The organism is Niallia sp. FSL M8-0099, assembly GCF_038006945.1.
GTDB lineage: Bacteria > Bacillota > Bacilli > Bacillales > Cytobacillaceae > Niallia > Niallia circulans.
This window is the reverse complement of sequence record NZ_JBBOWF010000001.1, coordinates 454,278-476,907: the sequence shown is the minus strand read 5'-3', so window position 1 is coordinate 476,907 and position 22,630 is coordinate 454,278. Positions and strand designations below refer to the sequence as shown.

The 22,630-nt window shown below is 33.9% G+C and carries 24 protein-coding genes; 9 read left to right on the top strand and 15 right to left on the bottom strand.

Annotated features, from left to right (window positions below):
* Positions 1-351: 351 nt before the first annotated feature.
* From NSQ92_RS02225 to NSQ92_RS02215, 3 genes are all read right to left on the bottom strand, one after another.
* Positions 352-1,563, bottom strand: coding sequence for a SpoIIE family protein phosphatase (locus NSQ92_RS02225; protein ID WP_341152337.1), 1,212 nt, complete (start codon positions 1,561-1,563; stop codon positions 352-354).
* A complete protein-coding gene (locus tag NSQ92_RS02220) occupies positions 1,560-2,393 on the bottom strand; it encodes an alpha/beta fold hydrolase (RefSeq protein WP_341152336.1) in 834 nt (277 codons plus the stop codon). Before NSQ92_RS02220 ends, NSQ92_RS02225 begins: the two co-directional genes overlap by 4 nt.
* A gap of 604 nt (positions 2,394-2,997) precedes the next feature.
* On the bottom strand, positions 2,998-3,129 hold the full coding sequence (locus NSQ92_RS02215) for a YuzL family protein (protein ID WP_095259472.1): 132 nt from the start codon (positions 3,127-3,129) through the stop codon (positions 2,998-3,000).
* Between the two features lie 269 nt (positions 3,130-3,398).
* On the opposite strand from NSQ92_RS02215, the gene NSQ92_RS02210 reads away from it, so the two are divergent.
* Complete coding sequence (locus NSQ92_RS02210) at positions 3,399-3,659, top strand: DUF4190 domain-containing protein (protein WP_061800014.1); 261 nt, start codon at positions 3,399-3,401, stop codon at positions 3,657-3,659.
* Positions 3,660-3,808: 149 nt separating this feature from the next.
* Here NSQ92_RS02210 and NSQ92_RS02205 read toward each other — a convergent pair whose 3' ends face one another.
* Genes NSQ92_RS02205 through NSQ92_RS02185 form a run of 5 tightly spaced genes read right to left on the bottom strand, consistent with a single transcriptional unit; the run spans position 3,809 to position 8,356 of the window.
* A complete protein-coding gene (locus NSQ92_RS02205; protein WP_341132176.1) occupies positions 3,809-5,209 on the bottom strand; it encodes a sensor histidine kinase in 1,401 nt (466 codons plus the stop codon).
* The gene (locus tag NSQ92_RS02200; protein ID WP_061800009.1) at positions 5,206-5,931 is read right to left on the bottom strand and encodes a response regulator transcription factor; all 726 of its coding nucleotides are present in this window, start codon (positions 5,929-5,931) and stop codon (positions 5,206-5,208) included. Before NSQ92_RS02200 ends, NSQ92_RS02205 begins: the two co-directional genes overlap by 4 nt.
* Before the next feature lie 32 nt (positions 5,932-5,963).
* Positions 5,964-6,692: an ABC transporter permease gene (locus NSQ92_RS02195; protein WP_341132175.1), complete on the bottom strand. Its 729-nt coding sequence runs from the start codon at positions 6,690-6,692 to the stop codon at positions 5,964-5,966.
* Positions 6,693-6,704: 12 nt separating this feature from the next.
* Complete coding sequence (locus tag NSQ92_RS02190) at positions 6,705-7,451, bottom strand: ABC transporter permease (protein ID WP_341152335.1); 747 nt, start codon at positions 7,449-7,451, stop codon at positions 6,705-6,707.
* Positions 7,448-8,356, bottom strand: a complete 909-nt coding sequence (locus tag NSQ92_RS02185; protein WP_047943249.1) for an ABC transporter ATP-binding protein — start codon at positions 8,354-8,356, stop codon at positions 7,448-7,450. The genes NSQ92_RS02190 and NSQ92_RS02185 overlap by 4 nt, the downstream gene beginning before the upstream one ends.
* Positions 8,357-8,555: 199 nt before the next feature.
* On the opposite strand from NSQ92_RS02185, the gene NSQ92_RS02180 reads away from it, so the two are divergent.
* The 4 genes from NSQ92_RS02180 (at position 8,556) to NSQ92_RS02170 (ending at position 10,717) form a co-directional block, all read left to right on the top strand.
* On the top strand, positions 8,556-9,191 hold the full coding sequence (locus tag NSQ92_RS02180) for a pentapeptide repeat-containing protein (protein ID WP_047943250.1): 636 nt from the start codon (positions 8,556-8,558) through the stop codon (positions 9,189-9,191).
* Positions 9,192-9,646: 455 nt separating this feature from the next.
* Entirely contained in the window at positions 9,647-9,946 is a 300-nt protein-coding gene (locus NSQ92_RS26765) for a helix-turn-helix transcriptional regulator (RefSeq protein ID WP_328282727.1), read from the top strand.
* Positions 9,947-10,023: 77 nt separating this feature from the next.
* A complete protein-coding gene (locus NSQ92_RS02175) occupies positions 10,024-10,440 on the top strand; it encodes a hypothetical protein (protein ID WP_341152334.1) in 417 nt (138 codons plus the stop codon).
* A 31-nt stretch (positions 10,441-10,471) separates the two neighbouring features.
* The gene (locus NSQ92_RS02170) at positions 10,472-10,717 is read left to right on the top strand and encodes an indolepyruvate ferredoxin oxidoreductase subunit alpha (RefSeq protein WP_047943252.1); all 246 of its coding nucleotides are present in this window, start codon (positions 10,472-10,474) and stop codon (positions 10,715-10,717) included.
* A 188-nt stretch (positions 10,718-10,905) separates the two neighbouring features.
* Here NSQ92_RS02170 and NSQ92_RS02165 read toward each other — a convergent pair whose 3' ends face one another.
* The 3 genes from NSQ92_RS02165 to NSQ92_RS02155 all read right to left on the bottom strand — a co-directional run bounded on the left by NSQ92_RS02165 (position 10,906) and on the right by NSQ92_RS02155 (position 13,947).
* A complete protein-coding gene (locus NSQ92_RS02165; RefSeq protein ID WP_047943253.1) occupies positions 10,906-11,295 on the bottom strand; it encodes a hypothetical protein in 390 nt (129 codons plus the stop codon).
* Between the two features lie 361 nt (positions 11,296-11,656).
* Positions 11,657-13,111: a glycoside hydrolase family 1 protein gene (locus tag NSQ92_RS02160; RefSeq protein WP_047943254.1), complete on the bottom strand. Its 1,455-nt coding sequence runs from the start codon at positions 13,109-13,111 to the stop codon at positions 11,657-11,659.
* 80 nt (positions 13,112-13,191) lie between these two features.
* Positions 13,192-13,947 carry a MurR/RpiR family transcriptional regulator gene (locus NSQ92_RS02155; RefSeq protein ID WP_047943255.1) on the bottom strand — a complete coding sequence of 252 codons (756 nt, stop codon included), beginning with the start codon at positions 13,945-13,947 and terminating at the stop codon, positions 13,192-13,194.
* A gap of 553 nt (positions 13,948-14,500) precedes the next feature.
* On the opposite strand from NSQ92_RS02155, the gene NSQ92_RS02150 reads away from it, so the two are divergent.
* The 4 genes from NSQ92_RS02150 to NSQ92_RS02135 all read left to right on the top strand — a co-directional run bounded on the left by NSQ92_RS02150 (position 14,501) and on the right by NSQ92_RS02135 (position 18,711).
* A complete protein-coding gene (locus tag NSQ92_RS02150) occupies positions 14,501-15,655 on the top strand; it encodes a radical SAM/SPASM domain-containing protein (RefSeq protein ID WP_341132171.1) in 1,155 nt (384 codons plus the stop codon).
* Positions 15,656-15,712: 57 nt separating this feature from the next.
* A complete protein-coding gene (locus tag NSQ92_RS02145) occupies positions 15,713-17,371 on the top strand; it encodes an ABC transporter ATP-binding protein (RefSeq protein WP_061799992.1) in 1,659 nt (552 codons plus the stop codon).
* A 202-nt stretch (positions 17,372-17,573) separates the two neighbouring features.
* The gene (locus NSQ92_RS02140; RefSeq protein ID WP_341133134.1) at positions 17,574-17,699 is read left to right on the top strand and encodes a MerR family DNA-binding transcriptional regulator; all 126 of its coding nucleotides are present in this window, start codon (positions 17,574-17,576) and stop codon (positions 17,697-17,699) included.
* 250 nt (positions 17,700-17,949) lie between these two features.
* Positions 17,950-18,711: an SDR family oxidoreductase gene (locus tag NSQ92_RS02135; protein WP_341132170.1), complete on the top strand. Its 762-nt coding sequence runs from the start codon at positions 17,950-17,952 to the stop codon at positions 18,709-18,711.
* 161 nt (positions 18,712-18,872) lie between these two features.
* Here NSQ92_RS02135 and NSQ92_RS02130 read toward each other — a convergent pair whose 3' ends face one another.
* The 4 genes from NSQ92_RS02130 to NSQ92_RS02115 form a co-directional block, all read right to left on the bottom strand.
* Complete coding sequence (locus NSQ92_RS02130) at positions 18,873-19,646, bottom strand: DeoR/GlpR family DNA-binding transcription regulator (RefSeq protein WP_047943257.1); 774 nt, start codon at positions 19,644-19,646, stop codon at positions 18,873-18,875.
* Positions 19,647-19,742: 96 nt separating this feature from the next.
* Positions 19,743-20,603, bottom strand: a complete 861-nt coding sequence (locus NSQ92_RS02125; RefSeq protein WP_047943258.1) for a ketose-bisphosphate aldolase — start codon at positions 20,601-20,603, stop codon at positions 19,743-19,745.
* Position 20,604: 1 nt separating this feature from the next.
* Positions 20,605-22,026: a PTS fructose transporter subunit IIC gene (locus NSQ92_RS02120; protein ID WP_047943259.1), complete on the bottom strand. Its 1,422-nt coding sequence runs from the start codon at positions 22,024-22,026 to the stop codon at positions 20,605-20,607.
* Positions 22,023-22,487 carry a fructose PTS transporter subunit IIA gene (locus NSQ92_RS02115; protein ID WP_144546634.1) on the bottom strand — a complete coding sequence of 155 codons (465 nt, stop codon included), beginning with the start codon at positions 22,485-22,487 and terminating at the stop codon, positions 22,023-22,025. Before NSQ92_RS02115 ends, NSQ92_RS02120 begins: the two co-directional genes overlap by 4 nt.
* Positions 22,488-22,630 lie beyond the last annotated feature (143 nt).

Here is a 22,630-nt window from a genome sequence, read left to right as displayed (position 1 = left end):
CCAAATATTATAATTAATGGAATAGTTAGTTAAAATATGATTCAAAGAGTTTTCCTAAAAAAATATTGGACTAAAAAAATAACGCTGTAAACGTTGGTATATCAACTTTCCTCGAGGGAGTCTCACCCCTTCCACTCCAATCAATGCATAATAATTCCATTTGCATTTCCTAAATTCCTTTTGTCAACAAGCTGCACTTTGTTATAGTTCTTTTCTGTTTACTAATTGCATATTTTATTGGTTGAGCTTATAACAGAAAAATGATGTAAAGCATCCCTTTTCCAGATAAAGGATAATTTATTGGATTAGAGTCGAAATAGTTATATGCTTTTCTCTTACTCTATTACATATCTATTTTAAACCAACTAAAATAAAACACTGATCATCATTATTAAATTTCTCCTCTCCTTCATTTTGAAGAGATTGCAAGACTTTTTCTTTTAACCCTATCAATGGTTCAGTTGAATGCTCCATTAACAAGGAACCTAGCCGATGGAAGCCAAGAGGTTCTGAGACGCCATCGGTGTATAAAAGAATTCTGCTGCCTATATCATAATGAAATGTTTCTATTTCATACTGTATCCCCTCAAATGTCCCTAGTGGAGGCGCAGTTGCTCGAAGTTCTGACTGACTCCCTGCAGAATTCTGAAAGATAGCTGGTGGATGTCCACAATTCGTATACTCTATCGTTTTTTTATCGGTATCAATTACAAGATAAATAGCCGTACAATAATGCCAGGATTCTTGATTGTGATGAAATAAAGTATGTAAATGATCATCTAATTCTTTTATCACTTCGTTAGTAGCAGTTCCTTTTGGAATCAACCTTTGGAATAAAGATTGCAGAGACATAGTTATTAGTGCTGATGAAATACCGTGTCCCATTACATCTAATAGAATAATTCCATATCGATGATTATTTATTTTATAACAGCCATAAATATCCCCTGATAATTCCTTCGATGCAGAATAAAAGGATTCCATTTCGATGTGATCGGCAGATATTATTTCAGGAAGTGATCTTTCTTGTATTTTCTTTGCTAGATTCAATTCTCTATGTGTATCTTTTTTAAATTGTTCATTCTGCTTATTCACTTCTAAAAGTTTCTTCTGATTTTCTTCCAAATTATGAAGGGCTTTCTCCAATTTTACATTAACAATGCTTATTTCCTTTAATGCATCCTCCGTAATTTTTTTGGACATAATTAACTGGTTTTCGTATTCATTTCTTCTCTGTATAGGGATAATTACACAAGTTATAATTTGACTATTCTTATCTTGGCTGAGTGATGCGTTAATCAGAACGGGTATTTCTTCTCCATTCCTATTAGTAAAAGAGAGATACATTTCTTCTACTTGATGCTGAACAGTTACCAAGGGAAAGAAATAAAGTTGCATAAATACCTGTGAAGGCTTAGGAAGAATGATATTGATGTGATGTCCAATTAATTGATCTAAACGATAACCAAGTAATTGAACTAATGTATCATTAATAGATAATAGAATACCCTCTTTCGAAAGCGTAATAAAACCACAAGGAGCTTTGTTTAATTGCTCATTCATAAGACGGGATCAACAACTTTACTAGGAACTTCTCCCAAATATTCTCGAATTAATTGAATCGTCTCTTCTGGATGACTCATATGCGGGCAGTGTCCAGTTGCTTTCATGTATGTCAGCCTACTTTTCGGAACATGTTGACTCAAATACTCACCTACTATAGTTGGAGCAATTATATCTTCAGAGCATTGCATAATCAGAGAGGGCACGGTAACTTTTGGCAATTCTTCCCGGCTATCCGCAAAGAAACAAGCCTCTGCAAATTTACGAGCAATTACGGGATCAGTAGAACAAAAGCGATTTTCCAACTCCTTTGCAACATCTGGCCGACCAGGATTATTGGTAACGGTTGAAGCAAAAATAGTTGCCCAGCCAATATAATTTTTATCCATCATATCAATTAAGCCTATTAGATCTTCTTTTTCAAAACCTCCAAAATAATCAGGAAGATCATTAAGATAACAAGGAGAAGGACCGACCATAATAAGATGGGAAAAATATTCCGGATGTTGCAGGGATGCTAATAAACCAATCATTCCTGAAACGGAATGACCAACAAATATTGCATTTTTAAGATTTAAGGCTGAACAAACATCTAACAAATCTTGAACATAACCGGAAAGATCGCTGTATTTATCCGAATCAAATGCCTTTATATCTGATTTTCCCATCCCAACATAATCAAATAAAACAATTTGCTTATCGCTTTCAAACGACTCTGATACAGATTTCCACACCGTTTGATCACATCCAAAACCTGGTGCGAAAATCATCGCTTGATCTCCATTTCCTAGAACATTGACATTATTTCGGTTCAGGATACTAGGATTCATAACAACGCTCCTTTCTTATCCTATCAATTAATTATAAAAAATTTTCAAGCCCTACTCTTTCTAATAAACCATTCATTCAACATTTTTATCCAAACATTACCAACCGATTCCCCATACAGTAAAACGGATAAACAATTAATGGACTCCAAAAAGTCACTTTGGTATTATAAATAACGTCCTTTAAATTAATTATATTCTTTATTTTATCACTGATTCAAAATAAAGAAAGTATACCCACTTAGTTCTAAAAGTTGGTAAAAGAACGAGAAGGAAAAACCGCCTTTTGTTCAAAGCCGATACCCATCTCTAGAATTAGTCATCTAACATAACACTATTGGGGAAGTCACAAACAATTATATATTGAGCTTGAGGGAGCATTTCTGAAGATTCTTTTTGAATGAAGGAAAACAACGAAAGATAACCGCTAGTATGATAGCTGGAACACTTATAAAATAAGGAAGAGAAAAAAAGTTTCTGCTGGAGCTAGAGTATTCCCCTTCATGCTGAGGAGAGCAGGAGAGCTTAAGTTCAAGAAAATAATATTATAATTAAAAGAAAAACAGGTGAATCTTACTCGCCTGTTTTTCTTCTTATATTCTCACGGTTAAGAACGTTTTTGTTTCTTTCTAGAAGAATCTGCCTTTGTTTTTCCTGTTTCCTTTGAAGTTGTTCCTTGACCTTCTGGCTGGCTAGAACCTAAACCAATTGTGGATGGATCTGCTTTTCTGTTTGTCATTCTATTCACCTCCACAGATTAGTTCTCCATGAATAAATGAAGTTATGTGAATCGTTGTAAAGAATGAAAAATATTCATTGTAACTTTAAATGCTGTTCTTCGTATTACTTTATATAAGGATAAAGCAAACAACCGCAGTATAGAAAGAAAACTTCTATCAGTGATAACCACTGATGGATCGACCTTCAAGGATACATCCCATCCCTAACTGACAGATTTTCCGGAGTTTGAGCTGGGCCAAGTAATAAGAGAAAGGAGGAACGACTGTCATGAACAATCAGACAAACACTAATTCAATTATATCGTTAACATTTGGTATTTTATCGGTATTAATTCCCTTCATTGGTCTTATCTTAGGAATTATCAGCATTATTTTTTCAAGAAAAGCAGTAAATGAAATCAATAAAACGGACGAAAATGGGAGAGGCTTTGCGACAGCAGGCTTAATATGGGGCATAGCGGGAATAATTCTCCAACTGTTAGTACTGTTAGGGATTATTGCGTTTTTTTCACTGGCCACTTTTGGATAAACTATATGTTTTTGTGAGGCTCCCCCTTTATGGAGAGCCTTTTTTGCATATACGAATCATATCTATGTTGCGTCGGACAGTACCTATGACATTTTACTAACAACTTTTTAAAAGCGTTTCTGCCCTTTCCATTATTTAAAAATATATTTCTAGAAAATAACCGTAATTCTAGTTCCTTCCCCTAACTTGCTATCTACAAATATCTTTCCGCCATGTGCTTCGACAATCTGCTTAGCAATAGCTAATCCTAAGCCACTTCCTTTATGTGCTTCTCCTGTATTTGTTCCACGATAGTAGCGAGAAAATAAATCCTCTAGTTCTCCTTCTTCAATGCCATTGCCGTTATCCTCTATCCATACTTTAATCGTTTCTTTTTCTTGACCAATAAACACTTGAATATAGGTATCGGGCGGATTATGAACGATGGCATTATAAATTAAATTCATTAACGCACGTTGTATCAAGGTTTTATCACAGCTAAATAAAACTTGCTCGGTTTCCGTTGAAAAATCAAGATTCGTTTCCTCGTATAAAGGATGATTCAAAATTTGAATAATGGACTCCCTTACGATCTCCACCAAATTTGCTTCTGACTTTTTCAAGAGAAAGACATTGCCTTTTAATTTATAGGTTAGGTTCAAATCATCGATTAAATGCTCAATATAGGCTGATTTATTTAAGATAATATCCACATATCGATTCTTTTCTTTAGCATCTAACTCGTAGTCTTGCAGCAGTTCCGAATAACCTTTAATGGAGGAAAGTGGTGTTTTTATATCATGAGTAATATTCGTAATCCATTCTTCTCTCATCTTTTCTAATTTTCTGCGCTCTGCTTCATTAGATTGAAGTGTATCCGATAATTCATTTAAATTCTCAAATACTGTTTTATAAACACCCTTCACCTGATCTCTTCTCCAAAAGTCCCCTCTCGCAAGCTTTTTAATCCCCTCAATAAGCTGAACAATCGGCTTTGCCAGCCTTCTACTAAAAAAGTAGCCAAATATTAAAGCAATTAACGTTACAACAATTACAATGGAAACAATCACGAGCAAAACATCTCGCAGTAGTGTTTCTGTCCGATAATTGATATAAGCCTTTCCAATAACTTTCTCTGGATACCCCATAATATAGCTCAAATGACGATTTCCTTTTTCTAGCATCCCAACATATATAGTGGAGTTTTCTAGTGCTCCCGTAAATTTATGATAGCGGATTATTTCAGCAGGCGTATAATGGGTAGGCACTTTTTCCGGTTTAAACTTACTGTATATCTCCGTTCCGTTTTCATCTAAAACTTGAATCCAAATTTGTCCCTCTTCGAGATCATCCAGCTTGTTCTTTGCAATAGAAACTTGATCATTTTCATATCGAATATTGTCTACAAAATCCAGTGTATAATAAGTCGGGTTCTGATAGGGGAATATACGTTCCTTTCCCAAATAGCTACTATAGAAGAAAAATACATTAAACAAAAGAAAAACAAAAATGGAAAGCAATAAACTTAATATCATAAAAAAGAGAAACTGCGTTGTAATCTTCCACTTCATCCTTCATTTCCTCTAACTTGCAGCTTATAGCCTAGTCCTTTAACTGTTTTTATCCATTTTGGATTACTAGGATCCTCTTCAATTTTTTCGCGAAGGCGGCGAATATGGACCATAATAGTATTATCTAAACCAATGAAATCTTCTCCCCACACAGCTTCACAGATTTTATTTTTACTAAAAATCTGATTCGGATGTTTGGCCAAATAAACTAATAATTGCAGCTCTTTCGCTTTTAGCGGTATGGAGTTCTCTCCTTTTTTCACTTCTCCAGTATTCGGTGAAATGATGATATCCCCAAACGTAATCTGTTCATCTATATTTTGGCTTTGAATCATATATTGACTTCTTCGGAGTTGAGCCTTAATCCGAAACACTAATTCTTTTGTGCTGAAAGGCTTTGTTACATAATCATCGCCACCTATTCCAAGTCCGAGCAATTTATCAATTTCCTCTGATTTTGCTGATAAAAAAATAATTGGCGCAAAGGTTATCTTACGCATCTTTTGACATACCTCATAGCCTTCCATATCAGGAAGCATAATATCGAGGATAATAATGTCTGGATTAAACGTTTCACTCAGCCTAATTCCCTTTTCACCGGTCGCTGCTTTTTCGATTCGCTTAAAGCCTTCCTTTCGCAATACGGTTTCTAGTAAATTTAAAATATCGACTTCATCATCAACTAATAGTATTTTCTTTTCTGTTAATCCTGTTAATGACATATTATATCCCTTTCTTTTCCACTTCTATATTGCTATAGTACATCTTTTGCCCGAAATCGTAAAAGGCCAATAATAATTGCAAAAAGAAAGATACTTATCGATATAACAAGCATGCTTGTATTTTTTCCACCTACTTCAAATACATCAGTCATCGAAGCAACAATTGGATAATCCCACGGATAAAAAATCCAATACTTCTCTGAATTAGCAACAAACATGGAAGGAAAAGCAAGTCCCGCTCCAATCGCTATAGGTACAGCAAAATGAGTGAAACGATAGCTTAAATAAAAAACAATCCCGATTATCGCGAATGATGAAAGCAATAATAAAGCAAATCTTTTTGCTAACCATAACAATGGAACTGCTTCTAACCCCAGAAAATTAGCTGCTAAAATAATTCCCGCAAACAGTAAAACTAAGCTATAGAAAATAATTCCGCCCCCAATAACAAGCTTTGCTAAATATACTTTCACTCTGTGTACTGGTAATGTCAGATAGTACTTCCAACTATTATTACTATGCTCCATTCTTGACATCATCACGAGAACAAGGGTGATAATAAGCGGGAAAATAATCCAGCTGTAAACAGTAGCAGTCCCTTGAAATAAAAAGTCTTTAAAAACATTCCCCTCCCCTTCTGCATGGCCAGATTTGGCAGAATCCCAGCCTTGATAAAGAGCAAGAAAAGTAAAAATCGTAGTTGCTAATAAAATTTTTGACCGCTTTAATTTATATAATTCTACTTTTAATAATGTAAACATTGTTTTCCCCTCCTACAGAACATCTTTTCTTATAAATTGCCATATTCCAAAACATAAAAATAACAACGTAAAAACGAGAGAATAAGGCAAAAACTCTGCTAATTCCTTATTGACCAGTCCATCTGTAACGTAAGGATACGTATAGGGAAAGAACTTTCCTGCTTCTGGATATTGAAACTTGACAATACCGGATACAATGACTCCAGCAAATCCAATCGCAATAGGAATGATCGTATTCTTAAAATAAGAGCTTAACCAATTATGCAAACTAGCAACAGCTAATATCATCACGATTTGTTTCCCCGCATAAACAAGATAATTGCTCCATTCCACCGCTTCAGGAAAATCCATCATATATCCTACTAAAATAAGGCCGAGCACATTTAGGATTATAAGAGCTATACAGCACAAAAGGCCTGCTAAAAACTTAGAAAAATATACAGTTTCTCGTTTGATAGGTAAGCTAAGAATTTGCTTCCAATTATTTTGGCTTTCTTCCACTTGAAAGATTAAGGAGTAAATGATGCCGATAAACATCGGTAAAAACATGCCCCACCCAAGAACACTATGATTTTCTAACAAAAGAATATCCCATGAATTATAACCAGGACTTGCTGTATCGCGTAAATAGTCATAGCGCTCATTAATATCTAAGAACATCGCCAATGTCGTTCCAGTAGGAATAACTAGTAAAAATAACCACAACCAGCCTTTTTTCTGCTTGTAGCTCTCTAACAAAATCAAGGTTGCAAGTTTCATAACACTGACTCCTTCCCTGTAATAGATAGAAATATTTCCTCTAAGGAGTTCTTTTTCATCATTAATTGATGTACATCATACCCATTCATAATCAGCTCTCGATTTACTTTCGCTGCCTGGTAGTTTGGTTCAAGGTATAAATAGTTCGTATCAGCTTCGAAAGATATCCCAGCATTTTTTAAATAAGCTTCTACCTCTGCCCTCGGCTCCGCCTCTAGTTGAATGACCTCCTTTTGTTTCTCTCGTAAATCATTCATTGAACCTTGAAATAGTAATCTTCCTTTGTTAATAATCCCAACATGGGTTGCCATTAGTTCTATTTCGCTTAAAATATGGCTGGATATCAAAATCGTAATGCCATAATCCTTTGGCAAACTTTTAATTAGTTCCCGAATTTCGATAATGCCAGAGGGGTCCAATCCATTTGTCGGTTCATCAAGAATCAGTAATTCTGGTTTTCCTAACAGAGCTTGAGCTATTCCTAACCGTTGTTTCATGCCCAAAGAAAACTTTTTTACTGCTTTGTTACGAACTTCTGTTAATTTTACAATTTCTAAAACACGCTCTATTTCCTTTTTTTCTGCACCTAAAATTTTTCGCGTTACTTCTAAATTTTCATAAGCAGTTAAATGACCATAATAGGAAGGTGTTTCTACCATGGAGCCAATGCGGCTTAGAATAGCGATGCGGTCATCCTTAATCGACTTATTAAATACCTTCACCTCTCCTTTTGTTTCTTTAATAAGTCCGAGCAGCATTCGAATCGTCGTCGACTTTCCAGCACCATTTGGTCCGAGAAATCCATAAATCCCTCCCTTTGGAACTAATAGGTTTACCTGATCAACGGCTAAAAACTTTCCAAATTTCTTCGTTAAATTGCTTGTTTCAATAATATAATCTGACATAACTTTCTCCTCCATTTCTTTTCTTCCATTTATTCTAGCCGCTCCATCTTAACTGTTCGTTTTCCATACCTTAACTGAACCTTAAAAAACTATAATTTTTCACCTGCACATAAATAGAACAAAAAATACAGTCTTTAAATTAAAGTTATTTTTTCATATAGTTATCACACGGGAATGCAACAGAAAAGGAGTAGTATAGATGAAAATAGAAGAACCAAAGATACCTGCGAACCTACCATCAAGAAATTTTCACGATATATTGTACGAGGAAGAATTAGAGTTAGAAGGATGCGAAGTGCATCACTCCATGTTTGAAGAAGAAGCATTAAATAAAGTACGGTTATCGAAAATGGTGCTGAAGAATTGTAAGTTTATGCATACTGATTTTTCCGGCATGGAATTAACAGACGTTATTTTTGAAAACTGTGATTTCTCTAATGCGAAGCTCAATAGTTCTTCCATTCACAAATGCCAATTTACTAACTGCAAATTATTGGGGGTAGATTTTACAGACTCACGTTTAAGAAATGTGCAGTTTACTGATTCCTTATTGAGGCTAGCCGCTTTTGGAAGCTCCAAACTAGAGAAAGTTAGATTCCAAGACTCACCTGTTGAATCTGCTGATTTTTATGACTGTCTCTTTAAAAAGATTGAATTTAAGAAATGTACGATGGATGGAGCAAATTTTGAAAGAACTTCCCTTAACGGTGTTGATATTAGTACATCTACCTTCCAATCATTGCTTGTATCTCCAACAGATTTAAAAGGGTGTAAAGTTTCTACCTATCAAGCCATCCAATTTTCCGCTTTATTGGGCTTGGAAATTGTTGATTGATTGCATAAAAAAGCTCTGGCTAGCTGAAATATGACGATTTGCTAGAGCTTTTTCTGTTTATCCCCAAACCTTCACATAATTCTTTCCTTTTTCACCATACTGATAGTCCTAATACACCTTTCTCTGATTTTCTTTCCTTTAAAAATCGAGATTGATTACTACTTCGCTCATCTTGATTTTCAAAGTCAGCATCCACCATTCGCACTCATTTAAGGGTTTGTTTGATTGCATTTCTCCCATCATTTTCTCCAAATTCTCTGGAAGTTCGATGGGATCTTCTACTAGCTTTTCTTCTTCCCTTTCAAAAGGTTCTAAGGGCTTTATTCCAGAAAGCAATGTGATTTATTTAAAGGACACCCAATTTGTCTATTTATCGCCAAAAAAGTTTTCTTTATGATATATGTGGTAATTTAGTAGAGGACACTAAATTAACGCCTGTTTCATACTCAACATAGATGAACGTTTTTCATAGAATGATGCTTTATGTAGACAGCCACTACAGTCAAGATTGCACATTGAAAGTCGCAGCAAAGCATCTGCAATATGATTATGCTTATCTTTCCAAACTGTTTGTTCATATAACAAATATGACCTTTACCGAATACTTGACCCAGTATCAAATATCACAGGCGTGTTATCAGTTAAAAAATAGGCAGCTGCCGATTGGCAAAATTGCCATAACTGTGGGTTACAATAATTTGCGATCCTTTCATCGCCATTTTAAAAAGATTACTCGCATTTCGCCTAGAAAATAGCGAGAACTCTCGTAAGATGTATAGAAAGCCGATATTATGTCCATTTTATAGATACAATGCTTAAAGGTGGGATTTCCATGGAAAACGCCTCCAAGAGATTGCAAATATTGATAGGCGACACGTTACAAATACTTGATCATATGAAAGTAGATGCTGACAAAGATCCTTTGCTTCAGCAAGTAAAGAATGATTTACAAGAACAGAAGAACAAAATGGATAACTTTCCAAAATTAGACGAAGAAATCATCAACACAGCCATTTCGATGACACAAAGTCTTGATAGAATAAACAATATGGTTCAACAATTGGAAGCTAGCTTAATGGAGGACTATCAAGCATCAACAGGGGGCATTGATGAATATCAGCATATGTCTATTGATGAGCAAAGAGAACAGCCTGAAAGCTATCATGATAAAATTGATTACATGAGTGCTGTAAAAATCCGCGAAAATATAAATCGAATGAATGAAGTACTACTCAGCATAAGATCTTAATAATATTTAAGTAAAGGGGAGGGGAGATTCCATGCCTTTCGTTATAACTTCACCATGTATGCATGAACAAGCAGGAGATTGTGTAGATGTTTGTCCTGTTGATTGTATCGCAAAGGGAGAAGATCAATTTTATATTGATCCTGATATTTGTATTGACTGTGGTGCATGTGAAGCAGTATGTCCAGTTTCCGCCATTTATCACGAAGAAGAGGTACCACCAGAAGAACAGCCTTATATCCAGAAGGCTATCGATTTTTACAAATCATATGAAGGATAACGAAAAACAAATCAACTTTATTTTTGTTGATTTGTTTTTTATTCTTTTCTTCGTGTTAGGAAAAGTATTGATTGATGCCTTATGCTATCCTTTCCAAAGTATTAAAAACCTTGCCAGAAATCTTCTGACAAGGTTCTTCATTACATCTTAATTTGAGGTCAAGCACCTATCTAACGAGATTAAAGAGATTAAGCTCCCTCTTTCTCCACGTTAGCATCTATATCTTCTTTTAATTTATTTACTTTATCTTCAATTTCAGCTGGAATATACTTCGTTTTATTCAAATATGTTTTACTTAATGTATAATCAGGAACTGCCTTAAAGGCATTTGCTAAAAAGTAAAAATTCACTTGGGCATCACTGCCAAGACCGATTGTTTCATCAATGATTGTTTGATATTCGCCTTTTTCCAATAAAGCAATAAATTTCTTATCTTCATCTGTTAATTCTTTTGCTTTTGTTTCTTGTTTTGCATTCGTTTGTTCTTTTACTGGTTGCTCTTTTTTCTCTTCCGCTGAATTCCCGCATCCTGCAAGCAAGAATAGGAACGCGGCCATAAATAGAGAAAGATATTTCATTTGAATCTCTCCTTATATTCATATAATATAATTACTATTCTATAAACTGTTAGTAGTATATAGCCTATATAAACACTTGGACAAAAATAATGTCCTCACAGTTCTTAGACTGTTGTGTATTATTAGAAAACTTAGAATATTATTTAAAATTACTTAATAATAGATTCTAAACTCTCCTACGAAGATGCTTGACTGGAACATTCTAACACATGATTTTCATTATATCAATATATTAAGATTTGTTTATTAATTCTAAAAAATCTATCATTTTTGATAATCATATCGCTCTTCCTTTTCTAAAATAGTCTAAAAAAACAGTGCTGAATCCCAAAAGGGACAGCACTGTTTATCTAGGCATAAATTATAACTCTTCGCCATTTGTCGCAATAACATTTTTGTACCAATCGAATGATTTTTTCTTTGTTCTCTTTAATGTTCCATTGCCATAATCGTCTTGGTCTACATAGATAAAGCCATATCGTTTAGACATTTCAGAGGTGCTGGCAGAAATAAGATCAATACAGCCCCAGCTTGTGTAGCCAATGAGATCTACCCCCTCTTTAATTGCTTCTTTCATCTGCTCAATATGTGCCCGCATATATTCAATACGGTAATCATCATTAATAGAACCATCTTCTTCTACTTTATCATGCGCACCTAATCCATTTTCAACGATAAATAAAGGTACTTGATAACGATCATACATTTTCTTTAGCGTAATACGCAATCCTTTCGGGTCGATTTGCCAGCCCCAATCAGATGATTCTAAGTATGGATTTTTCACTCCAGAGAAGAAGTTACCTTTTTCTTTTTTCTTATCTGGTGCTCCACTTGCCACCATAGACATATAATAGCTAAAAGATAGGAAATCAACAGTATGTTGTAAAAGCAGCTCTTCATCCCCTGGAAGCATTTCAATCTGAATATTATTTTCCTCAAAGTAGTTCAGCATAAAGCTTGGATAGTATCCGCGCACTTGAACATCTGTGAAAAATAAATTCTTCTGATCCTCTTCTAATGCTGCTAATACATCATCTGGATTACATGTTTCCGGATATACTTCCATACGTGCCAGCATACAGCCAATCTGTGCTTCAGGAATAATCTCATGACATGCCTTCACTGCTCTAGAGCTTGCCACAAATTGATGATGTAAAGCTTGATAAATAGCTTGTTCTTTATTCTCTACCTCATCAATTAAAATACCACTACCAATGTAAGGGGATAGCGTTGAGATATTAATTTCATTAAACGTTAACCAGTACTTCACCTTGTCCTTATAGCGATTAAAGACAGTTTCAGCATAATGAACAAAGAAATCTACTAATTGTCTATCTACCCAGCCATTATATTTTTGAACAAGGTTTAGTGGGATTTCATAATGGGACAGCGTCACTAATGGCTCAATTCCATATTTAGCCAACTCATCAAATACTCGATCATAAAAAGCTAAGCCCTCTTCATTTGGCACCAAGTCATCCCCGTTCGGGAAAATACGCGGCCAAGAAATAGACAGACGGAATGTTTTGAAGCCCATCTCTGCAAAAAGAGCAATATCTTCTTTATAGCGATGATAAAAATCAATCCCGCGACGTTTCGGAAAATTGTCGCCGCCTTTGCCAGCTAATAGTGCTTCTAATTCTGCTTTGCTTTTCACATCCATCTCGATATCATCGCCACGTTCTTCCTTTGGAACGAATGTGACCATATCAAAGATCGATAATCCCTTTCCGCCTTCATTATACGCACCTTCTAATTGATTGGCAGCTGTAGCTCCCCCCCATAAAAAACCTTCAGGAAATCCGTTTTTCTTCATTATATGTTTCCTCCCTTTTCTAATCTCTACCTATAATGATACGCTTACAAAAAAGAAAAAACTGGTCTCTTTCAGACCAGTTAAAAAGAAGGATATCGTTTTTGATAGTGATAGATAAGAATATCAAACAAACGTAATAAGGTATAACTACTCACAGCACTATTATCAATTTTTCCACATTGTATTATCTCATCAAATATTTGTTGGTGCTTCTCAGGATCTGAAAAAGTAATTAGTAATTTCTTTCCATTTGCCGCCTTAATTTTTTCTTTGATTGCTAACGCTTCTGTCAGGATGTTTCCTTCAATGGAAATCGTAATAATCATATCTTCTTCTGTCAAATGAGATACTGTTTCCAATTGTTTAAAAAAATTCGTATTGCATTCACATAGCTTTCCAAGCAGAAATAATTGCTTTTGAAGCTCCATCGCTTGAATCTGATGTTTTTCAAATCCTAGTATGACAATTCTTTTAGACTCATGAATCTTTTTTATGATACGGTCTAGTTGTTCCTTAGAAATCCCTTCCATCATCTCGATATTTTCCTTTAGTTTTAATTCAAATGTTTCTGTAGTTAAGCTCTTTTCCCTTTCCTCATACATTCCCCCTTGATAAGCTACACTGCTGCGGAGATTCGAAAAGTTGCGGAAACCAATGCGCTTACAGAAACGATTAATCGTAGATGGGGCTACATTACATACTTCTGCAGCCATTTCTAAAGAATAGCCTTCTATATGATGAATATTTTCCAGGAAACTATTGGCGATGGAATAGTTAATATCCTTTTCTAAAGAATTATTTATATATGCTAAAAGTGTATAAATTAATTGTTCCAAAATTTCCACCTCATGATGAGAGTATCATATTTTTTTAAGAATGGTTAGGGATTTGAAAGAATGATGAGTAAATGTTAGATTCCCACCTTTCAATAAAAGTTCAAAATAATTTATTTTATGTATATTTTATGAATATTCTTTTTCTATTATTTACTTTTTTTTCTAATTATTCTATATTTGCATTAATATACTAGAAGGGAGGAAATTTTAAATGAAGAAAAAAAACTTTGAGATACCTACTCGTTCTAAAAACTGTAATGGAATTAATTGCGGTTAAATTTATTGACCTTTTTGAAGATTCCCTCACAATTTTTTAGAAATCGTGAGGGAGTTTTACTAATTTATCAGATATATAGATAATTCGCCCCTAATCTAAATTATTATTTCAACTGTAATTTAAGGAGGAAATATTAATGTTTATCTCCAAATATAACATTTATATTAATGAAGATAATCGCATACTTTTTGATTTATTAACTTTTGATATATATGAGTTAAATGAAGAATTTTATAATGGTTTCATTAAACTCTATAAAGGTGAAGCTTTGAAACTTTGCCAGATATTGAAAAATATATTCAGCATAGGAATCCTGTTAATAGTATATTTGATAAATTTACTCCTCGCATTGATAATATTAAGCTTAATGTTTCGCATGGCTGTAATTTGAGATGTTCATATTGTTATGCTGGGCAAGGGAATTATGGTGATAATAGATTATTTATGAAGGAAATAATTGCTGATCGAGTAACAGAATTGATAGATAACTATATTACCAATATTAAATCAATTACCTTTTTTGGAGGAGAACCTACTCTTAATCCTAAGATGATTAAATATTTCTGTGAGAAATATCCTCATCTAACTTTTATGATGCAGACTAATGGCACAAATTTATTAAATCCAACTATTATGAATTTAATCTTAAAGTATAATTTTAAAGTTACTGTCAGTATAGATGGACCAAAAGAAATTCATGATAAGTATAGAAGAGATATTAAAAATAATCCAACGTATGAAAAAATACTAGATAATGTAAAAAAAATCCAAATGACAAATCCTGATAAAATTCTTTCCATTCAAGCAACTTATTCTCCTTCTACTAATCAGCTTTATTCAAAAAAAGAAATTGCTAAACAAATCTATCGTGACTTTGGTATACCAAATATAGCAGTTAATGATGTATGGGAAGTAGGAACGTCTAAATATGTTTATAATATAGTTAGAGAAGAAATTGAAGAAGACTTTGAAGAGTTTCTAAATGAACAATCTTATTTTATGAGAACTAACACTTCTGATATATTATCTTATTTCTTTTCGAAAGAAATAGATTGGTTTCACTTTTGTGAAGCTGGTTTAGAGTTACTATCTATCGATCCAAATGGAAACATTTGGCCATGCCATTTATTTGTTAATACTTCTGAAAAAATCACCAATATAGTTAACGCAGATATAAATTATGTCTGGAAAAGAATTATGAGTTATCCTGAAATATTTCATTCCAAAATGAAAGAACGAAAAGAGTGTGAGTTATGTATTGCTCGCTTCAGATGTGTCATATGTAAAAGAACTAATGAAAATCCATATCAAGAGATTAGTTGTAAGAGTAAAAGGGAAGAAACAAAAATTGTTTTCGATTTAATCGCAAAACACCATGATAGAATAGAGGATATCGTTTCTAAATTAGATAGAATTCATAATATTATTTAATTTTCCTTTAACACCAAAATTCTTTTGTAAAGAATCAACTTAAAAGAAGGTGACTACTTGTCTAAAAATATAAATAAAAAATGGTTAATTATTTTTATCTTTTTACTACCATTTGCAGCATTTGAAAATACCTTTAAAGCATTTGTTTTTAAAGAAGTTTTCGATTATTTTGAAGCCGCAAATAAACTTCCTCTTGTAAATTTAATTATCTTTACTATTGGTGGTTATTTCTTGATTATGATTAGTCAAACATTATATAACTTTACTGTACATCAGATAATTTTTATGAAGATTTCAGCCTTAAAACAAAAAATTTTTAAAGTTTTTATTTATTCAGATAATTTACTCCAAGAGAAGAATACTGCATCTTATGTTTCATTCTTATTAAATGATTTAAAATTAATTCAAACCAACTATTATGACTCCTTATTAAAAATTATTCTAAACCTAATAATTTTTTTCATATCTATTAGTGCTATTTTCTTTCTTAATAGTACAATGGCTATTCTATTAATAGTAGTGTTTATTATTCCTAGTCTTATCCCACAATTATTTAAAAAAAGGATTGTTAATCAAACAGAAGACTGGACAAATAAAAATGAAATTTATACTGGAAAGGTAAAGGATGCTTTTACAGGTATAGACACTATTCGAGGATATGGTATGGAAAAGCGAATGATTGATGATCATATTACATATAATTCTACTGTTGAAAGAAGTTTTGCGACATTAAATAATTGGCGTGTACTTTCAGATAATATTGTAGGTTTTTTTGGGCTTTGTGGCTTTTTCTTTGTTAATCTATATGGAATAATCCTTGCCACTCGAGGGGTTATTACTATTGGAACAGTTCTAGCAATTATTCAGCTTTCTAATACTATTATTGCTCCAGCGCTTGATTCATTGGAAGAGTATAATAAGATATTAACTACCAAAAAAATTCGTGATAGAATTCAAAACTTTATAAAAAGCACACCCGATATACCTGCTAATCATCAAGCAATCTCTTTTAAAGATGCATTAACATGTGAGAATCTCACATACAAAATAGGAGATAAAATGATTCTTTCAGATTTAAACCTTGAAATAAAAAAAGGAAAAAAAATTCTTATTACCGGTCCTTCAGGTTCAGGAAAAAGTACCTTATTGAAAATACTTCAAAAGAGAATTCAAAATTATCAAGGTACTATAAAACTTGATGGCGTAAACTTTCTAGATGTTGATGCAATTTCTTTTTATAAAACAATATCCATGATTAATCAAAAGCCGTTCTTATTTGATGATACGCTTCGAAATAATATAATACTCGGAGAAAATTACAGTGAAACAGATATTATAAATGCCTGTTCTCGGGCTGGACTAACTGAAGTAATTTTTGATAAAGGGCTAGATTATAAAGTTGGAGAAGACGGAAAGAATTTGTCTGGGGGACAGAGACAGCGTATCGAAATAGCACGAGCCTTTCTAAGAAATCGTGAAATTCTCCTTATGGATGAAGCAACATCCTCTTTAGATAGGGAAACTGCTAAGGAAATTGAACAAATAGTCTTACTAGATAAAGAACTAACTGTTGTTTCTGTTTCTCATCATTTTGAAAAAGAAAATTTATCTGTTTATGACGAAATTATTGTTTTGATAGATGGGAATATAGTAGAATTCGGCTCATTCGAACAACTTATGCACAGACCACATTCCTATGTGCATTTCTTAGCATGATTAAGAAGAAAATCAGAAATAAATATTTATTTAATTAAGGAAAAGAGAAAGGGCAATAATAATTTGCTCTTTTTTTATTGATTTGAGGGCCCTTTCATCAGCCTGCTTGACTTAAACCATAGTTTAAACCGTATACTAATATTGTCGACAATGATTGGAGATCTCCGAATGAAATAGCAGTGAAACATCAGCTAAATTTAATATTCCTGAATCAACGATTAGGTATTATGAAAAACAAGGATTACTTCCATTGCTAGAACGCGATGAAGCTGAAAGGCGATTATTTTTAGAAAACAAGATGGCACTATTTGAAACCGTTATTTGTTAAAAAAATACGCATATGTCGATAAAAAGAATTAAACAATATATTGATTGGATTATCGAAGGAGACAGCACCATCCAGCAAAGCCTTGCCATGATAGAAAATCACAAACATGATTTTAATCACTGAAAGATCGTTAATGAAGGAGTCCCTAAAAGTAATGGAAGAGAAAATTTCACGGTACTTGAAAAGATCGAGGAAAGAAAATAGGAAGTAATTAAATAGAATATAAAATAAGTGGAAAAGAGGAATCCCAATGAAACTCTCTAATAACACTATTCTCATTACAGGCGGAAATGCCGGAATCGGCTTAGCTTTTGCAGAAAGATTTATGGACGCTGGAAATACGGTGATTGCATGTGGCCGCAGGGAAGATGCACTTCAACAGGCAAAAGAAAAATATCCTAACTTGATTACATATGTGAGTGATCTCTCTGTGGAAGCTGACCGCATCGCATTATTTGAATGGGTAACAGCGAATTATCCAAAGGTGAACGTATTAGTAAACAATGCAGGCATACAACAACGGTTTAATGTGTTAAAAGCGGATGCAAAGAATGATTGGAGCTATTTCAATAAAGAAATTACCATTAATATGGAAGCTGCTATTCATATGTCTATGCTATTTGCACCTTATTTTTCAGAAAAAGAAAATGCGGCCATTATTAATGTAACATCCGGCTTAGCCTTTACTCCGATGGTTATTGCACCCATTTATTCAGCAACCAAAGCAGCGATGCATTCATTCACTGTCAGCTTAAGACACCAGCTTTCCGAGACATCTATAGAAGTAATTGAAGTTGCCCCTCCAGCAGTAAATACCGATTTAGGTGGAGCTGGGTTACATACAGCAGGAGAGCCTTTAAACGAGTTTGCCGATGGAATATTTCAAGGGTTAAAAGAAGGTAAGGTAGAAATAGGCTATGGCAGTTCGGTAGATCGCTTGCGGATGTCTCGTGATGAAGTGGATCAGCATGTGGAGAATATGTATGAGGCGATGAAGAAGACGATTGAGTAAGAATGAATTGGACAAAAAGCTCACCATAATCTTGGTGAGTTTTTTGTCTATCTAGTTAAATCCTCTATTCCGATCAACCAATGTTTACTTGAGTAACTTTATTTTCTCTTCTTATGGTGTTTCATCTTTTATAGTTTTTCTGTACAAGAGACTTTTCTTTTTTAATATAAAACGGATATTTTATGTTTTTGTAAATCCTCTAGTTCTATTTTTGATAAGGGTTTGTCTACAATCATATAATCAATATCAGAGCAATTTAAGCTTTGATGTAAGTATTTCTGATTCAATTTATCATGTGTTACCATCAGAACAACTTCTTTTGCCCCTTTTCTGAATGATTGCTTTATTAATGCTTCTCCTTCTGTTGTTTCTGTTGCACCTACAGAAAAATCAAAGCCACGACAAGAAACAAATGCTAGATCAACATTATAAGTTAGGGCATCATGATATGCCTTAGACCCATTAACTGTAAACCGCTTAGGAACAATCGAACCTCCTAGAATATTCACTTTTGCTGATGTGTACTCTGATAATAAACTAGCTGTAATAACTCCATTTGTAATCACTTGTAAGCCTTCAAACTTGTTTAATTGATGAACCAAATGTAATGCTGTACTGCTTGAATCAATAAATAGATTCATATCATTTTGAATCAATTCCTTTGCCAATTTTGCCATTCTTTCTTTCTCTTTATCATCATTAAACTTATCAACTTTCATTAAATAAGGAATATCAATCTTTCGGCGGTCAATAATCACGGCGCCGCCACGAGTTCTACGAATTAATCCTTGATTTTCCAATTCTATTAAATCACGCTTTATCGTTGCCTCACTATAATTTAATAACTCAACCAAATCAGTAGTCTTCATAAAATTTTCTACTTTTAAATGATTAACAATTTTATCTTGTCTTTCCTTTTGTATGGATGTTGTCATTCATATCCCTCCTTTCAATAAAGCTATGTTTTACTATTAATCTAGTTAAAATGCATGAAAGGCATGGACATAATCGTCCACACCAATTAATAACATTTAATACAAATCAGCCTTATTTACAGTGTTCAAGATATTTAATTTATGACGTACAACTTCCTTTACCTTCTCATTCGGCCGAATATACACTTGATTTGGTTCATACATGCCTGGATTATCTGCTAAAACTTGATGAACCTCATGAAAAAACACGCTCTTTAAATCAGAAGATAAATTTACCTTCCCTACTCCATATTTAATTGATTCAATGACTTCAGAATCGGGGTTGCCTGAACCACCGTGTAACACAAACGGAATATCTATTCGTTCATTTAATTCTTTTAGTAATGGAATGTTGAGTTTTGGAATAACGTCTTTTGGATAAAGTCCATGGGCGGTTCCAATTGCAACAGCTAAAGTATCAATACCTGTTCGTTTAACAAAATCAACCGCTTGATCTGGTTCAGTATAGATAATTTTATTTGAGCCACCTTCATAGGATCCATTATTTCCAATCGTTCCTAACTCTGCTTCAACTGAAACATTCACCTTATGCGCCAATTCTACCACAGCTCTTGTTATCTTCACATTTTCTTCGTAATCAGATAATGAGGCATCAATCATTACGGACGTATAACCATTTTTGATAGCTCGCATCACATCATCTATATTTCCTCCATGATCCATATGGATTACAACAGGAACTTTACTATATAATGCATATTCTCGAACAGCAGCAATAAACCGGTCTCCTAAATAAGCGATCTCATCTGGATGAATTTCAATAATTACTGGCGCATTCTGGTCTTCTACTTCTTCCATAATAGATTTCAACATATCAAAACTACAAATATTAAACGCTGGTACCGCAAACTGATTTTCCTTTGCCACTTTTAGTAAATCTCTCATTGTATATAACATATTATGCAATCCCTTCTTTGTTTTCCAATTCTCTAGATATGTTTTGTTCCTTTTTAATTGGTGTTTTTTTTAGTAATCCTACTGTCACAGCTGTAACAACTGTACCTGCTACTAATGCAAGAAGATACATTGGTAGATTGTTAATGACGTTTGGAATAAACATAACCCATACTCCACCATGTGGTGCCATTGACGTCACTCCTGAAGCCATTGAAATAGAGGCAGCAACAGCCGATCCAGCCATTAGACTAGGAATCACCCTGATGGGATCAGCGACTGCAAAGGGAATAGCTCCTTCGGTAATATAAGAAGCACCTAAAATCCAACAGGACTTTCCAGAAGTTCTTTCTTCCTCATTAAACTTTTGTTTAAATAATATAGTAGCAAGTGCTAATCCAAGTGGAGGTGTCATTCCTGCTATCATACATGCAGCAATTGGAGCATTTACACCTGCAGACATTAATCCAATAGAAAAAGTAGAAATTGATTTATTAATTGGGCCTCCCATATCTGCGGCCATCATTAATCCTATTAATAATCCAAACACAAGTCCTGAAGTTTCTCCTAATCCGTTTAAAAAGCTAGTTAATGTATTTAATAACCAAGAAATAGGCGTATCAATTAAAAACACCATAGATAGACCGACAACAGTAATTGCTACTAGTGGGACAACAATGAGCTGATAGATAGCCTGAAACGATTTTTTCACATGGATTTTATTTGCTATTTTATCCGTAATATATCCCGCTAATATTCCACCAATCATTCCACCTAAAAAACCCGAACCTCCAGCTGAAGCTAATGTACCGGCTACTAATCCTGGTGCAAATCCTGCTCTTCCTGCAAATGAAACTGCGATTCCTGCTGCTAAGGCTGGGACCATGAGTGCAAAAGCAGTATCGCCACCTATTTTGGACAAAGCAGCAGCCATTACATTGTATTGGTCACTGTTAGGATTCGATGCTTCTATACCAAAAGCAAAGCTTATTGCTATTAGAATTCCCCCAGCAATTACAAAGGGGAGCATATAGTTAACACCATTCATGAAATGGTTATACACACTCTTCTTATTCTGGAAATTCTGTGAGGTATTCTGGTTACTTTCTTGTTGATGAATATAAGTTCCCTTTCCATTAATAGCTTCTTCAATAACAAGATGAGGTTCCTTAATAGCTCTTGCTGTAGAAACTTTTTTCACTTTTTTTCCAACAAATCGATCCAATTCTACTATCTTATCTATAGCAAGTATTACTACATCTGCCTCTTCTATATCAGCGGCCGAAAGCACATTCTCTGTCTTTACACCTTGTGTCTCGAATTTCGTTGCATAACCTTTTTCTAATGCGGTTCTTTGCAGTTTTTCTGCAGCCATATAGGTATGGGCAATTCCAGTTGGACAAGATGTGATGCCAACAATTTTCATAATGAGCTCCCTCCTTTATTCATTAATAAGCTTTGTATATCACTTGCATTGCTTGCTTGTTTTAATTCTAATTTAAAGTCATCATTCATTAGTTGCCTTGCTAAATAGCTAAGTATATCTAAATGAATATCACTTGCTTTTTCAGGCACCGCTAACAGAAAAACACAATCAACATGTGAACCATCTAGCGCAACATAATCTACTATTTTTCCTGTATGAGCGAAAACGATCACAGGATTTTTTACTGTTTTACTTTTTGCATGTGGTATGCCAAATCCATCTTCCATTCCAGTTGGAGACTCCTTCTCTCTTTTTTCTAAGTCTTTTATAAAACGTTTCTTACTTGATATATAACCACTTTTTTCAAGAATAGTAGCTAGACGGGAAAACAAATCCTTTTTCAATTGAATCGTCGAATCAAACAAAATACAATTCGTATCTATCATGGATGAGATATCCATTGTCCCTCCTCCTTCGCTATAGGTAAGCGCTTACCTTTCAGAAATGATTCTATCACCATGCACCAATTAGTTCAATGAAATGAACGAAAGTTGACATTATGGCTTTTTTATATAGAAAATAGTCATTTAAATGATTTTTTTCG